The organism is Kitasatospora sp. NPDC058478 (assembly GCF_042720345.1).
Classification (GTDB): domain Bacteria; phylum Actinomycetota; class Actinomycetes; order Streptomycetales; family Streptomycetaceae; genus Kitasatospora.
Genome location: NZ_JBHXML010000128.1, coordinates 1 through 12,720 on the forward strand (window position 1 = coordinate 1; position 12,720 = coordinate 12,720).

Below are 12,720 nucleotides of genomic sequence, written 5' to 3' on the forward strand. Positions count from 1 at the left end.
CATGGACTCCCTCCTCCGCCTTGCGATGCACGCACCCCAACGCCGCCACGCCCGCCCTCCGGGCGGACGACGGGAGTTTGAAGACACGCCCTAGCCCCGCGCCTCCGGCCCCGGGCCGGGATCCAGTCGCCGGACGCGCAGCACGGCGGTCAGCATCGGGAGCGTGAACTCGCCCTGGGCGGTCTCCGGTCGGTCTGCGAGGAACGCGCGGATCCGGCAGAGTCTGGCCTCCCGCTCCTGCTCCGGCATGACGAGCATGCCCGCGCGGGTCGCGAGGGTCGCGACGAGGGAGTCGGCGGTGCGCAGCTGCCCGTGCGGGAACTGCTCCTGCTCCGGCGAGCCGAACCGGGCGGCCGCGCCGGTCTTCGGAAGGTGCATGCCGGTCGTCTCGGCGCGCCAGCCGGCGGGCGTGTCACGCGGGCCGATGGCCTCGCCCCCGCTGACCTGTGCGAGCCCGTCGACCCAGGCGACCTGGTCGTCCATCACGTTCCACAGGCCGGCCAGGACGCCGCCGGGGGCGAGGACCCGGGCGATCTCGGGCCCCGCGACGGCCATGTCGAACCAGTGCATGGCGTTGCCGGCGACCACGGCGTCGACGGAGGCGTCCGGCAGCGGAATCGTCTCCGCGCTCCCCACCAGGGCACGGACCTCCGGCAGCGAACGGCGCAGCTCGGCCAGCATCGCCGGGTCGGGTTCGACCGCGATGACCTCGGCACCCAGCGCGGCCAGCACGCCGGTCAGCTTGCCGGTTCCGGCGCCGAGGTCGAGCACGCGCGGGCCGGGAGCGGGTTCGAGTGCCCAACGCACCGCGTCCTGCGCGTAGTCCGGGCGGTGCTCGGCGTACGCGACCGCCGCCGCGCCGAACGACGAGGCGTGGAGTAGGTGTTGATCTCGATCCATGCGGTCACGCTAGCCGCGCCGCGCCGTCCGGCCACCCCCTTCGCCGTCGAAATCAGGGACTTGTCGGGGGTCCACCCGGATGCCGCGCCCCCGTGCCGGTGGAAAGAATCGCCGCCATGAAGACAATCCGGTGGGCAACCAGATACGCGGTGAGCTGCGCCACCGCCATGGTGCTCATCCCCCTGAGCGTGTCCGCCCCAGCTGTCGCGGCACCCGCCGCGGCACCGTTGACGGCGTCCAGTGCGCCGAAGGCCCAGACGGCGAGTGCGTTGTCGTTGCCGAGGCCGACCGGGCCGTACGCGGTCGGTCGTGACACCCTGCACCTCGTCGACGACCGGCGCGCCGATCCGTGGGCACCGCAGTCGGGACCGCGACAGTTGATGGTCGACCTCTACTACCCTGCCCGCACCAACAGCGGCACGCCTGCCGCGTACATGAGCACCGCCGAGGCGTCGGCGTTGATCACCTATGCCGGTCTGTCGGGGGCCCTCGAACCGGCCCGCCTCGCCGACACCCGTACGTGGGCCCGGGCCGATGCGGCACCGGCGCGGGGCCGCTACCCGCTCGTCGTGCTGTCGCCCGGTTTCACGGTGCCCCGCTACACCCTCACCGCGCTGGCCGAGGAACTGAGCAGCCGGGGCTTCGTGGTGGCGGCCGTCGACCACGCCCACGAATCGGCGGCCACCCGGTTCCCGGACGGCATCCTGCCCTGTACGGCGTGCGACGCGTACAACTCCGGCGCGGCCACCCAGGAACAGATCGCCGCGGGCCGCGCTCGGGACGTGTCCTTCCTGCTCACCGAGCTCACCGGTCCGCGCCCGGTGTGGCGGTACTCCACGCTCATCGATCCGGCGAGGATCGGCATGGCCGGACACTCCGCCGGCGGCGATGCGACCCTGGCCGCCATGGGCGCGGACCGACGCGTGCTGGCCGGTGTCGACCTCGACGGCGCCATCACGCCACCGGTTCCCGCGACCGGCATCGGCGGCCGCCCGGTCCTGCTGATCGCGGCCGCGGACCCGAGCGGCCCGGACATCGTGCCGTCCTGGACCAGCAGTTGGCCGAACCTGGACGGATGGAAGCGGTGGCTCACCGTCGCCGGCGCCGACCACTACACCTTCACCGACTTGGACTACCTGGTCAACGAGAGCGGCGTGCTGCCCATCCCGAACGCTCCCCGGTCGATCGCGATCACCACCAGCTATGTCGGCGCCTTCTTCGAGCGCCAACTCAAGGGCATCTGCGAGCCGTTGCTCAACGGCCCCAGCCGGGACTTCCCCGAGGTGACCTTCACCCGCCCCTGACCGGCACGGACGGCAGAAAGGGTCCCGGCGCCACGGAGGCGGCCCGCCCGCATCGAGGCGCGAGCAACGCCGACTCCCTGCGGAGCTTCGCCCAGCGGTTGAGCGCGCGGACGCAGCAGGCCCAGGCCGTCATCTCGAAGGACGGCGCCGTCGGCTGGAGACCTTCTTCAGAGGTCGGGTCCCGCCCCCTGCCCCGCCTCCCAGAGGTCAGTGGCGACGGGCAGAATGTTCGTCATGTTCGACGGACTCCACGACATCGACTGGTCGCAGATGCATCACGCCTACGGCACCGCGGAGGAGGTGCCCGGGCTGCTGCACGCGCTCGCCTCCTCCGACGAGGAGGAGCGCGGGGACGCGCTCGGCAGGTTCTACAGCGCCGTCCACCATCAGGGCGACGTCTACCAGTGCACGGCCGTAAGCGTGCCGTTCCTCTTCGAGCTGGCCGGCGACGCCGCTGCGCCCCTACGGGCGGCGGTGGTCGAACTGCTGGTCGGCATCGGCAGCGCGGCGCTCGCGTACGGCGCGACCGAGGAGAACAGCTGGGACTTCTCCGGCCACTACAAGGCCGCGGCGCTGATGCGGGAGCAGGCCGAGGCGTTCATCGGGTTCGCCACGGATTCCGACCGGCTGGTGCGGCAGGCGGCGATACCCGCGCTCGGGCTGTTGGTCGACGATGCGGAACGCGCTGCCGCGGTGCTGCGGGAACGGCTTCCCGCAGCACCGGGGGTGGTCGAACGGCTGCTGCTGGTCGAGGCGATGGCCGAGCTGGCTCTGCCCCGGCCGGACATGCTGGCGTCCGCATCGGCCTGGTTCACCTCCCTCGCCGACGACACCGCGCTCGATCCGACCACCCGGCTGGCGGCCCTGATCCAGCACGCCCGGTGCACACCGGACTTCCACGCCCAGGAGGCGACCCGCACCGCGATCGCCCTGCTGCGTGAACAGAAGGCCCCGACCGGCGACTGGTGGCTCACCCCCACCCCGGCGACACCGGCACCCACGATCGAGCCGGGCAGCGCACCGGTCGAGGTCATCGCCGCGTTCGAGGACCTCGACCGGCACGCAACGGTCCACTCACCGGTCACCGGGCTGCTGCGCACCTTCCACGAGGTTCTGGGCGCGCGGGTGTCCGAGCGCACGATGCTGCTGGCGGAACAGCTGCGCAGCGCCGATCCCGGTACCCGGCTGGACGCCCTGCGGATGGGCTCGGAGATCATCAGGTCCCGGAGCGCTGGCCACGGCCCGCTCGTCGCGCTGATCGGCGCCCAACTCGCGGACCCGTACCTTGAGGTCGTCGCCGAGGCCGCCTCCGCCCTCGGCACCTGCCATCCGGTCCCCGAGCCGGCCCGCCCGGTGCTGGCCGCCTTCGTCGCCGCCCAGCACGCGCAGTACGGACCACAGGCGTGGGCCTCCCCGCAGCGCCATCTGCGCCGGGCCCATCAGGAGGCCGTCCTCGCGTTGGCACGTCTTGGTGACGAGCGGGCGCTGCCGAGTCTGCTGGTGGCGCTGGACGGCGGGGTCGACGCCTGGCGGGCGGTCCAGGCTGCGAAGTGGCTTCCGGGTGCGGCAGGCCAGTTGGTGCCCGGGCTGGTCGAGCGGCTGCTCGGCTTCGACCTGGACCAGCAGTGGATCGAAACGGAGGTGAACTCGACGCTGCAGGCGCTGGGGCACCTCGGGGGCACGGCGGCGCTCGGGGCGGTCGAGGAGGTACTCGATCGGGCAGTGCGGGCGGAGAAGTGGGGGATCGTCTGCTCGGCACTGGCGGCGTTGCGGCAGTTCGGCCCGGCGGCGGCACCCGCACTGCCGGTGATCCGTGAGCTGGCCGCACTCGGCGCGGCCGTGAACTCCAATGTGGCGCCCGCTGCGGTCGCCGCGCTCCGGGCGATCGAGGGCGACGCACAGGAGGGTACTGTCACACCCTAGGCCTGGTCCTGGTCCTGGCAGTCTCGGGCCGTCAGGCGGCCGTCGGGGCGAAGTCGACGAAGGCCTGCCAGGCGGCGGGGGAGAAGGTGAGCTGGGGGCCGTCCTTGTCCTTGGAGTCACGGACGTGGACGGCGGCGGTCGTCTCGGCGACCTCGACGCATTCAGCACCCTCGTTGGTGCTGTAGCTGCTCTTGCGCCACGCGATCTCGACGCAGGCAGCGCCTTCGTTGCTGCTGTGACTGCTCTTGAACCAGACGAGCTCCATGCCTTCTGACGGTACGCCAACAGCCCACCGTTGCCTAGCGGTGGGCTGTTGGGGGACTGCTCAGACCTCGGCGGTCGCGGCGAAGCCGACGAACGCCTTCCACGCGGCGGGCTCGAACGCCAACTGCGGGCCGCTCTTGTCCTTCGAGTCACGCACGTGGACGACGCCGGGGGTCTCGGCGACCTCTACGCACGCAGCATCCTCGTTGCTGCTGTAACTGCTCTTGAACCACGCCAGCTCGGCCATGCTCACCGCTCTCCCAGGATCATCTCGATCAAGGCCAAGGACTCCCTCATGGTGAGCGCCTGCCCCCTGAGGGTGCCGTACCGTGCAGTCATCTTACGGACTTCCTCCGGGTCCGTGATCAGCCTGTTGACGTGCTGGACCGCTACGTACGCGATCTGGGCCCGCCCCGTCGGCGTGAGGAGAATGAAGGAGCCTCCCATGCCGGCGTTCTCCGTCCTGTCCAGCGGCATCACCTGAAGCTCCAGGCCGCGGATCTCGGCCACCTTGAGCAGGTGGCGAAGCTGCGCCTGGTGAACGTCCCAACCCCCCAACGGGCGGCGCAGGGCACTCTCGTCGATCACCCAGCTCATGACCGGCAACGGCCATCGGCTCAGGATCTCCTGCCGCGCCAACCGCGCGGACACCCAGTCGTCGATCTGCTCGACGGAGAGCCACGGCCTACGCATGTCGTACAGCGCTCGCGCATGGGCCTCGGTCTGAAGCAGGCCAGGGATGTGGAGACTGCTGTACTCGTGGATCTCGATGGCCCGCCACTCCTCGTACGTGAAGGCCTTGGAGAACGCAGGGTGCCGTGTGGTGATCCGGATCTTCGCCTTCATCACGTCGTCGGCGATGATCCTCAACGCGCCACCCGCGTTGAGGACTTCCTCCGCCTTCGTCAGGATCTCGATTCTCGGCGTCCGCTTGCCGCGCTCGACCGCTCCCAGCTGGTCCTCGCTGTACCCGAGCTTTTCGGCCAGCTCGCGCTGGGTCAGCCCGGCCCGCTCCCGGAAGAGCCTGATCAACTTGCCCACCGCCGCATAGAACTCCGCGACCCCGTCGGAGTTCTCCGCCGTCTCGCCGTCATCGAAGACCGTGCGCTCGACGCCACCCACGACAATCACCCACCCTTTCGACCGATTGATCTGGGCCGGCCGACAGGCCAACCCTCCGCATCCGCACAGGCACTCTCAGTGCTCGCCGAATCCGTGGTCAGCGTACGTCCGGGGCGCCACGATTTTTTCCATGACGACCGACATCCCGCTCGACAGCCCCCGCCGTCACACCGTCACCCTCGCCGCCACCCCCAAGGGCGCCGCCATCTGCCGGCGCATCGCCAGGCGTCAACTGACTACCTGGGGACTGAACTTGTCCCACACCGAGCCGTACTATTCGGCGCTCCTGATCGTCGCGGAGCTCGCCGCTAACGCGACTACCCATGGCCGCGTTCCGGGGCGCGGCTTCGAGCTTCACCTCTGTCTCACCACCACCGTGCGCCGGGGCACAACCTTGCGCATCGAGATCTCGGACTGCCGGGGCGACCGCTTCCCGGCTCTGCCCGCCGTCCTCGCCCCCAACTCCCAGTCCGGGCGCGGCCTCACCCTCATCGACGCCCTCGCCGACCGCTGGGGCAGCATCCCCCGCCACCCCAACGCCAAGACCGTCTGGGCCGAACTCGACCTCCCCGCCGCCCTCGATGCGTCCTGACGTGACCCCGGGCACCGCGACCGCCTACACCCTCCTCCCGTTCGCCCTCCTCCTCGCGCTCCTCGCCTGGGTCTACCCCCTCACCGCCCAGCACCATCCCCGCCCGGGCCCCAGGCCCACCGCAACCCCAACCCCTGTTCGCTGACTACGGCATGGGAAGTCGGCCCCACCGACTTCCCGCGCCGAACCCGTCCCGGACTCACCTCCCCGGCAGCCGCCCCTGGCGCGAATACACCGGCGGAGTGCCGTCCGTGAGGACGGGCTCCTCGTAGCACTCGATGCGCAGGTCGCCGCGCAGGTCTTCGAGTTCGTGGAGCGCCTCCTCCAGGAGGCCGTCGGCCCAGGCCTCGATCGACATCGTCGTCAGCGCGTGGTTCGAGACCGGGGTGAGCGGTCCGCGATCCATCGGCTCCCACTCCGGTGCGACGTCCGAACGGAACATCAGTCGCCACCAGTACGGCTGCCAGTACGGCTTCTTCCGCTGCAACGTGACCAGCTCCCGGTGTCCTTGAGGCGAGGCGGTCGTGCCCCGACACCTGTGAAATGACGGCTTCCGGCGCCGAACGGTTGCTCTGGCATCCGCCCGTGCCAGATGCATGGGCCCATAGACGGTATATGCCTATGAACGGTATATGTATTCGCATGACATTACGCTCCATGCAGGAGCCCACATTGCTTCTGCTCACCGCACTGGCCGACGCGCCTCGGCACGGCTACGCCCTGATCCAAGAGGTTGCCGCGCTCTCGGACGGTCGGGTCAAAATGCGCACCAGCACGCTCTACAGCGCGTTGGACCGCCTGCTCCAGCAGGGGCTGATCGAGGTCGAGCGCGACGAGGTGATCGACGGCCGCGCCCGCCGGACGTACGCACTCGCCGACGCAGGGCGGGACACCCTCGTCGCCGAGGCCGACCGGCTGCGCGCGGTAGTGGCCGAGGCCGACCGGCGTCTGCGCACCACCCGTCCGACGGCCAGGGGGGCCCTCGCGTGAACACCGCCACCACCGCCACCACCGGCACCGCCTTGCGAGGACTGCGACTGGCCCTGCGGGCCTACCCCGCCGCCTACCGGGCCGAGCGCGGCGAGGAGATCGCCGCGGTCCACGCCGACTCCACCGCCGGCGCCGGCCGACTGGCCGTCATCCGCGAGACCGTCGGCGTCGCCGCGTACGGCCTGCGGGTGCGCACCGGCATCACCGCGAGCAGCACCGCCGGACGCCTGCTCGCCACCACCGCCCCGCTGGCCGCCGCCATGGCACTCGGCCAGCAGCTGACCGCCCTCGTGTTCCTCCCGTGGAAGTGGCGGCAGGCCACGGCCAACCACTCCTACGCGTTGCAGCACCCCGGAACCGCTTTCGTCGACTGGCACTCCCCGCTGATCGCCCAGACCGTCACTCAGGTGCTCTGGTTGCTGGTCGTGGTAGCCCTGCTGTTCCGCCGGTGGACCACCGTCCGGACCCTGGCCGCCCTGGCCGGAGTGGCCGCCATCGCCCAGTGCTTCGTCCAGCAGCATGAGATATGGACCGTGGTGCCGGGCTTTCCGCCGGACTACACCCTCCTGATCATGTCGTCCGGCGCGAACGTGTTGTGGTCCCTGCTGCTCTTCGCCGCCCCCGGCGACCTGCTGGAGAGCACGATCGCCCGCCGACCGCGCGCCGCCGTCCCGCCCGCCCTGGTGCTGGTCGCGAGCCTCCTGCTGTCCAACCTGGGCCGCCTCAGCGCACTTCTTCACGAGAGCGCCCTCCCCGTACTTCCCCAGCCCGTGCTGACGTTGATGGGGGCCTGCATCCCGCTGGTCCTGCTCTCGCTCGCATCCCTCCGCTGGGGCCGGCTGCTACCGGCCGCGACCGCACTGGCCGTCCTCCCGCCGGTCCTCAGTCTCGGCCTCGCCGGCAACGCGTTCTTCACCTGGTACGACAACGAGCTCGGCGATCTCGGCCTGCTCTGCCAGTACCTCCTCACCGTCACCCTGATCGCCCTGGTGACAGCAGCCGCCATCCGCTACCTGAAGCCCGCCCCGGGAGACCCGAGCCGCCTCGGCGCGGCGTAACCCGCCCCCGCACTCTCTCGACGCTCCCGACTCTCCCGGCGAACGCCGCGCACGACCTCCCCGGTCGGCGCGGCGTCCCGCTTCGCGGACGTTCCCGGCGGTGCCGTGCCGTGCAATGAGCCGTTTAGGCCATGTGGGTGACGGTGGATCAGGCCGTTCCGGTTACGGGTGGGACGCGTGTTCGGGTGGGCAATTCGGTCCAGGCGGGACGTATGGCGGACCGGTTCGCGCCAGCGGTTCGCGTGCCGTGGGTGGTGGTGGGGTCGGTGGTCCTGCCGGGCGTTGATCATGGCGGGCGGCTCTGCCGCGTCGTGCGGCGGGCCACATCCGTGTCCCGTCCGTGAGGAGCGCACCTGTGCCCGACGCCACGATCGACCTGCCGATCAGCTTCCAAGTCCCGGAGGCGTTCACCGACCTCGACTTCTCCGTGTCGGCGGAGGTGAACACCAACCGGCTGATCGAGCGGCTGAACATGGTCGACCCGAAGCCGTCGGACGAGGAGATAGGGGCAGCCGTCCTGACCCAGCAGACGATGTACGAGCTGCTGTCCGCCGCCGGTGCCGTCTACGCGGGCACCCTGCTGTACGGGCCGACGAAGGAGAAGCCCGAGGAGAAGCTGGCCTCGGCGATCCTGACCGTCACCGCCCGCCCCAGCGAGCTGTCCAACGAGCAGACCGTCCACCGCCTGGCGCGCACCATGGGCGCCATCTACCCGGACGCCGAGGTCGGCGTCGTCCGGCTCGAAGCCGGCCCCGCGGTGCTGCTCACCGAGGAGCGCAAGGTCGAGCGCCCGGTGAACCTGCTCGGCGACGGCGGCGGCCCGACCGTGGTCCGGCAGCTGCACGTGTTTGTGCCGATCCCCGGACGCCTGGCGATGGCCGACTTCGCGATCGCCACGGAGAACCTCCCCGAGTGGGACTCCTGCGTGGAGATCCTCGCCGAGGTCTGCCGCACGATCACCTTCGACACCGCCACCGCGGCCTGACCGGGAAAGGGGACAGACCCATGGAGATCGAGTACCGGCTCAATGTCGACCTGGAGGCCCTGGGCTACCAGCCGGGCAACCAGGACAAGATCGTCTTCAACGTTCAGAGCGAACTGAACATGTACACCACCAACAGCAAGGACGCGATGAAGATCTGGGGGTGGGACCCGGAGGCGCTGCGCCCCGAAGACCACTACCGGATCGACCAGCTCCTGCGCCTGTACGTCTTCCAGCGCGACCAGGTCATCGACGCACTCCACCGCTTGGACTGGGAGCTTGGAGGCTACACGTACTCCGACCAGAAGGTCGCACAGGAACTGGCGGACTTCAAGCAGTTCCTGCCCAGGGAGGCTGCCAAGTCTCCCTTCGGGGCGGACCCCGACTTTCCTCGTACGGCGGGCGTGATCGCCTTCCGGCACTCCTCCGTCGCTCGTCGCCTCGGCTCGATACCGTCCCTGGCCATGGGCGGGTATTCGGGCGAGGGTGTCTACTACCGGCTCACCGACAACGGCTACCCCCGGGAGTGGATCAAGGACGAGCGCCTGTACGACCTGATCGACATGGCGCTGGCCCTCCAGGCCGAGCTCCAGCTCCAGTGCCTGCTCACCGACCGCGAGTTCACCCGGGTCATCCAGACCCGTGGCCAGGAGTTCGAGTACCTGAAGGCGGAGGCCGCCCGTAAGGCGGCCGCGGAGCAGGGCGGCAGCTTCTGGTCCGTCTTCGGGGACATCCTGGGCATCGTGTCCGCCGTCGCCGGCGTCCTGGCCCTCATCCCGGTCCTCACGCCGATCGCGGGCCCGGTCGCCGCCGTCACCGCCATCGCCGCGCTCGGCGCCCACACCGTGGACGCCGCGATCAAGGGTGACTGGGACGCGGCCACGATCGTCGGCCTGGGCGCGGACGCGCTCGCCGCCCTGCCCGGTGTCGGCGCGGTCGCCAAGAGCCTCAAGGCGGGCAAGGCCATCGTCAAGACGATCGGCACCGGCGCCAAGGCCTCCTACAAGGCCGGCGTCGGCGTCCGCCGGGCCGGGCTCACCTTCCTCGCCGAGACCGGCGGCTCCGGAGCCTCCGACGCGACCAAGGTGTTCAACTACATCGGCACCAAGGGCGCCAAGGTCGTCGGCGCCTCCGAGAAGGCGGGCAAGCTCGCCGGCAAGGTCCTCCAGGGCTCGGTCAACCTCTCCACCCAGGTCCCGCTGGTCGTCGAGATGTCCACGGGCACGGACATGTCCCAGGCGAAGGAGGGTGCGAGCGGCGCCGCGCTGACCGCCAACTACGGTCAGAGCATCGGCAGTTGGGGCACCGTCGGTGATGCCGCCAAGAAGACGGGCACCGTCTCGCTCGCGACGTTCTCCAAGATCATCGGCCGCCGCTGACCTGTGGGCCGCCGTTCGAGCCCGCCGCCCGCACCTCTCGGGCGGCGGGCCGGGGAGCCGGGGCCGGGCGGTGCCGTCTGCTCAGCCGATGTGGTGTCGGTCGAGCCAGGTGAGGGTGTGGTCGGCGAGTTCGGTCCAGCCGTGGTCGACGGTGAGGGAGTGGCCGCGGTCGTCGAAGCGGTGGTAGTCGGTGACGGCGGGGGACTTGCGGTACTGCTTGTGGGTGGAGCGGGTCAGGACGTCGGGCACGGTGTGGTCGAGCTTGCCGGACAGGAGGAGGAGTGGTCCGCGGTCCTGGTTGCGGGTGTCGACCTTGGCGGGGGAGTGGGGGGCGAAGTTGCTGAGGGCGAGCTGGAAGAGCGGGCGGGCGGGGCTGGGGATGGTCCACTCGTCGAAGAGTGCGTCGGATTCCTGCTGGGGGACGGCGTTGGCGAACGCGTAGCGGAACTGCTCGGGGTTGAGTGAGACGGCGCGCTTGGTGTTGCCGGGGTTGCGCAGGAACGCGAAGGCCGACTTGGCCTGGGCGGGTCCGACGGCCTTGACGCCCTTGATCTGGCCGGGGCAGATGGCGACGGCTGCCCGGGCGAGGTTCTGGCCGAGGAGGTGCTGGGCGATGAAGCCGCCGACGGAGTGGCCGACGAGGACGGGCGGGGTGTCGAGGTCGCGGATGATCCGGGCGTGGTGGGCGGAGATCTCGGCGAGGCCGATTCCGCCCTGGGGGTCGGGGTTCCTGCGGGCCTGGGCGACGGTGGCGGGGACGCCGGGCCATTCGGGGAGGATCGGTTCGTAGCCGGCGTCGCGGAACCGGTCGGCCCAGCCCTGCCAGCTCGTGGAGTGCAGCCAGAGGCCGTGGATGAACATGACCGGGGTGCGGTTGCTGGGCATGGCGGGGTCTCTCCTGGTGGGTGAGGGTTGGGGGTCGGATCGGCGGCCGGTCGGGGCCCGGTTTGGGCCCGGTCGGGGCGCGGTCGTCCGATCCAAGAAGTAGAAGGAGCGTTCTCTCTACTCCTCCAAGGTAGAACGATCCTTCTGTTAGCGTCAAGCCATGACGACGAGAGATTCCGCGCCACCGCGCGCTCGCATCCTGGCCGCGGCGATGCGGCTCTTCTACGCCCAGGGCGTGCGCGGGGTGGGCATCGACCAGCTGATCCGCGAGTCGGCGGTCGCCAACGCGACCTTCTACCGGCACTTCCCGTCCAAGGACGACGTCGTGCTCGCCTACGTCCACGAGCACGACCGGCTCTTCCGCGCCGCCGCCGCCGCGGTGGCGGACCTTCCTCCGCGCGAGGCCGTGACGGCCCTGTTCACGGGCATCGCCGACGAGTTCTGCGCCCCCGGCTTCCGCGGCTGCCCGTTCATCAACGCCGCCGCCGACTACCCCGACCCCGACCACCCGGTCAGCCGCGCGATCCAGGAGCACATGGACTGGTTCCGCGCCCTGCTGACCGGCCTGCTCGCCGCCACCGGCCACCCCGACCCCGACCGGGCGGCCGACACCCTGCTGATCCTGCGGCACGGCGCGATGAACCAGAGCCGCTTCACCGCCCCCGCGGCGGTGCGCGAGGCGCTGGCGGCCGCCGTGGACGCCGTCCTCGGCTAGGCCCGGTTCGGCCGAGAAAGCAGGCAGAGTGCGCCACCAGTGGTGGCGCACTCTGCCCTCCCGGCCGCTACGCCCGCCGTGTGTGTTGCGTGCGTCGCGTGCGTCGCCGGGGCCGGGGCCGGCCCGGATGGTGGAGGGTGGTCACTCTCCGGAGCCGTCCTGGCGTAGGCGGGCCGAGGCGAAGGCGGCGATGAGCCAGCCGAGGCCCAGCAGCGCGCCGCCGCCGAGGCCGGCCATGGCCACCGGGGATCCGGCGTTCGCGAGCATCAGGGCGGGTTCCTGCGCGGCGGTGTCGCGCGGGGGAACGGGCGCGGGGTGGGTGCCGGCGGGGTGTTCGGCGGCTGACGTGTCACCGGGGGCGGTGCCGTTGGGGTGGTTGTCCCATTGGCCGGGGCCGGGGTGGTGGTCGCCCCAGCCGCCGTGGCCGCCGGAGTTGTTGCCGTCGCAGCCGCCGTGGTCCTGGTCCTCGCAGGGGGTGCAGGCCACGATGGTCACGGTGTTGCTGGTCGCGGTCACCGGGGTGCCGTCGGGGGTGGTGCCGGTGACGGTCGCGGTGTCGGTGATCTTCCCGGCCTGCACGTCGGCGTCGGCGGTGGAGTAGGTCGC

At 71.0% G+C, this 12,720-nt stretch carries 14 protein-coding genes and 1 pseudogene; 8 read left to right on the forward strand and 7 right to left on the reverse strand.

What is annotated here, in order from left to right; translation table 11 throughout:
- Window positions 1-90: 90 nt before the first annotated feature.
- On the reverse strand, window positions 91-900 hold the full coding sequence (locus ACFWPT_RS39915) for a class I SAM-dependent methyltransferase (RefSeq protein WP_380487878.1): 810 nt from the start codon (window positions 898-900) through the stop codon (window positions 91-93).
- A 167-nt stretch (window positions 901-1,067) separates the two neighbouring features.
- Between ACFWPT_RS39915 and ACFWPT_RS39920 the strand changes: the two genes are divergently transcribed.
- Together ACFWPT_RS39920 and ACFWPT_RS39925 are read left to right on the forward strand one after the other, a co-directional pair.
- On the forward strand, window positions 1,068-2,204 hold the full coding sequence (locus tag ACFWPT_RS39920) for an alpha/beta hydrolase family protein (RefSeq protein WP_380487895.1): 1,137 nt from the start codon (window positions 1,068-1,070) through the stop codon (window positions 2,202-2,204).
- A gap of 234 nt (window positions 2,205-2,438) precedes the next feature.
- A complete protein-coding gene (locus ACFWPT_RS39925) occupies window positions 2,439-4,127 on the forward strand; it encodes a HEAT repeat domain-containing protein (RefSeq protein WP_380375688.1) in 1,689 nt (562 codons plus the stop codon).
- A 31-nt stretch (window positions 4,128-4,158) separates the two neighbouring features.
- Here ACFWPT_RS39925 and ACFWPT_RS39930 read toward each other — a convergent pair whose 3' ends face one another.
- Genes ACFWPT_RS39930 through ACFWPT_RS39940 form a run of 3 tightly spaced genes read right to left on the reverse strand, consistent with a single transcriptional unit; the run spans window position 4,159 to window position 5,513 of the window.
- On the reverse strand, window positions 4,159-4,392 hold the full coding sequence (locus tag ACFWPT_RS39930; RefSeq protein ID WP_380429464.1) for a DUF397 domain-containing protein: 234 nt from the start codon (window positions 4,390-4,392) through the stop codon (window positions 4,159-4,161).
- A gap of 60 nt (window positions 4,393-4,452) precedes the next feature.
- Window positions 4,453-4,638 carry a DUF397 domain-containing protein gene (locus ACFWPT_RS39935; RefSeq protein WP_380487897.1) on the reverse strand — a complete coding sequence of 62 codons (186 nt, stop codon included), beginning with the start codon at window positions 4,636-4,638 and terminating at the stop codon, window positions 4,453-4,455.
- A 2-nt stretch (window positions 4,639-4,640) separates the two neighbouring features.
- The gene (locus ACFWPT_RS39940; protein WP_380487880.1) at window positions 4,641-5,513 is read right to left on the reverse strand and encodes a Scr1 family TA system antitoxin-like transcriptional regulator; all 873 of its coding nucleotides are present in this window, start codon (window positions 5,511-5,513) and stop codon (window positions 4,641-4,643) included.
- Between the two features lie 130 nt (window positions 5,514-5,643).
- Between ACFWPT_RS39940 and ACFWPT_RS39945 the strand changes: the two genes are divergently transcribed.
- The gene (locus ACFWPT_RS39945; RefSeq protein WP_380487882.1) at window positions 5,644-6,105 is read left to right on the forward strand and encodes an ATP-binding protein; all 462 of its coding nucleotides are present in this window, start codon (window positions 5,644-5,646) and stop codon (window positions 6,103-6,105) included.
- Between the two features lie 199 nt (window positions 6,106-6,304).
- Here the strand turns inward: ACFWPT_RS39945 and ACFWPT_RS39950 are convergent, their stop codons facing one another.
- A complete protein-coding gene (locus tag ACFWPT_RS39950) occupies window positions 6,305-6,592 on the reverse strand; it encodes a hypothetical protein (protein WP_380487885.1) in 288 nt (95 codons plus the stop codon).
- Window positions 6,593-6,762: 170 nt separating this feature from the next.
- Here ACFWPT_RS39950 and ACFWPT_RS39955 point away from each other — a divergent pair, with 170 nt between their 5' ends.
- The 4 genes from ACFWPT_RS39955 (at window position 6,763) to ACFWPT_RS39970 (ending at window position 10,514) form a co-directional block, all read left to right on the forward strand.
- Window positions 6,763-7,095 carry a PadR family transcriptional regulator gene (locus ACFWPT_RS39955; protein ID WP_380375677.1) on the forward strand — a complete coding sequence of 111 codons (333 nt, stop codon included), beginning with the start codon at window positions 6,763-6,765 and terminating at the stop codon, window positions 7,093-7,095.
- Window positions 7,092-8,153 (forward strand): hypothetical protein, encoded by a 1,062-nt coding sequence (locus ACFWPT_RS39960; RefSeq protein ID WP_380487887.1) that lies wholly within the window; start codon window positions 7,092-7,094, stop codon window positions 8,151-8,153. Before ACFWPT_RS39955 ends, ACFWPT_RS39960 begins: the two co-directional genes overlap by 4 nt.
- Before the next feature lie 355 nt (window positions 8,154-8,508).
- Window positions 8,509-9,138, forward strand: coding sequence for a hypothetical protein (locus ACFWPT_RS39965; RefSeq protein WP_380375673.1), 630 nt, complete (start codon window positions 8,509-8,511; stop codon window positions 9,136-9,138).
- A gap of 20 nt (window positions 9,139-9,158) precedes the next feature.
- Window positions 9,159-10,514 (forward strand): hypothetical protein, encoded by a 1,356-nt coding sequence (locus ACFWPT_RS39970; RefSeq protein ID WP_380487889.1) that lies wholly within the window; start codon window positions 9,159-9,161, stop codon window positions 10,512-10,514.
- Window positions 10,515-10,595: 81 nt separating this feature from the next.
- Here the strand turns inward: ACFWPT_RS39970 and ACFWPT_RS39975 are convergent, their stop codons facing one another.
- Window positions 10,596-11,399, reverse strand: a complete 804-nt coding sequence (locus tag ACFWPT_RS39975; RefSeq protein ID WP_380487891.1) for an alpha/beta hydrolase — start codon at window positions 11,397-11,399, stop codon at window positions 10,596-10,598.
- A 160-nt stretch (window positions 11,400-11,559) separates the two neighbouring features.
- Here ACFWPT_RS39975 and ACFWPT_RS39980 point away from each other — a divergent pair, with 160 nt between their 5' ends.
- Window positions 11,560-12,114, forward strand: coding sequence for a TetR/AcrR family transcriptional regulator (locus ACFWPT_RS39980; RefSeq protein ID WP_380487893.1), 555 nt, complete (start codon window positions 11,560-11,562; stop codon window positions 12,112-12,114).
- 141 nt (window positions 12,115-12,255) lie between these two features.
- Here the strand turns inward: ACFWPT_RS39980 and ACFWPT_RS39985 are convergent.
- Window positions 12,256-12,720, reverse strand: a pseudogene (locus tag ACFWPT_RS39985) (hypothetical protein); the annotation flags it as partial.

What these genes read in the sequence shown, in the direction of transcription:
- ACFWPT_RS39915 (WP_380487878.1), bottom strand. Translation starts at nt 900, where the DNA reads ATGGATCGAGATCAACACCTACTCCACGCCTCGTCGTTCGGCGCGGCG.
- ACFWPT_RS39920 (WP_380487895.1), top strand. Translation starts at nt 1,068, where the DNA reads ATGGTGCTCATCCCCCTGAGCGTGTCCGCCCCAGCTGTCGCGGCACCC.
- ACFWPT_RS39925 (WP_380375688.1), top strand. Translation starts at nt 2,439, where the DNA reads ATGTTCGACGGACTCCACGACATCGACTGGTCGCAGATGCATCACGCC.
- ACFWPT_RS39930 (WP_380429464.1), bottom strand. Translation starts at nt 4,392, where the DNA reads ATGGAGCTCGTCTGGTTCAAGAGCAGTCACAGCAGCAACGAAGGCGCT.
- ACFWPT_RS39935 (WP_380487897.1), bottom strand. Translation starts at nt 4,638, where the DNA reads ATGGCCGAGCTGGCGTGGTTCAAGAGCAGTTACAGCAGCAACGAGGAT.
- ACFWPT_RS39945 (WP_380487882.1), top strand. Translation starts at nt 5,644, where the DNA reads ATGACGACCGACATCCCGCTCGACAGCCCCCGCCGTCACACCGTCACC.
- ACFWPT_RS39955 (WP_380375677.1), top strand. Translation starts at nt 6,763, where the DNA reads ATGCAGGAGCCCACATTGCTTCTGCTCACCGCACTGGCCGACGCGCCT.
- ACFWPT_RS39970 (WP_380487889.1), top strand. Translation starts at nt 9,159, where the DNA reads ATGGAGATCGAGTACCGGCTCAATGTCGACCTGGAGGCCCTGGGCTAC.
- ACFWPT_RS39975 (WP_380487891.1), bottom strand. Translation starts at nt 11,399, where the DNA reads ATGCCCAGCAACCGCACCCCGGTCATGTTCATCCACGGCCTCTGGCTG.
- ACFWPT_RS39980 (WP_380487893.1), top strand. Translation starts at nt 11,560, where the DNA reads ATGACGACGAGAGATTCCGCGCCACCGCGCGCTCGCATCCTGGCCGCG.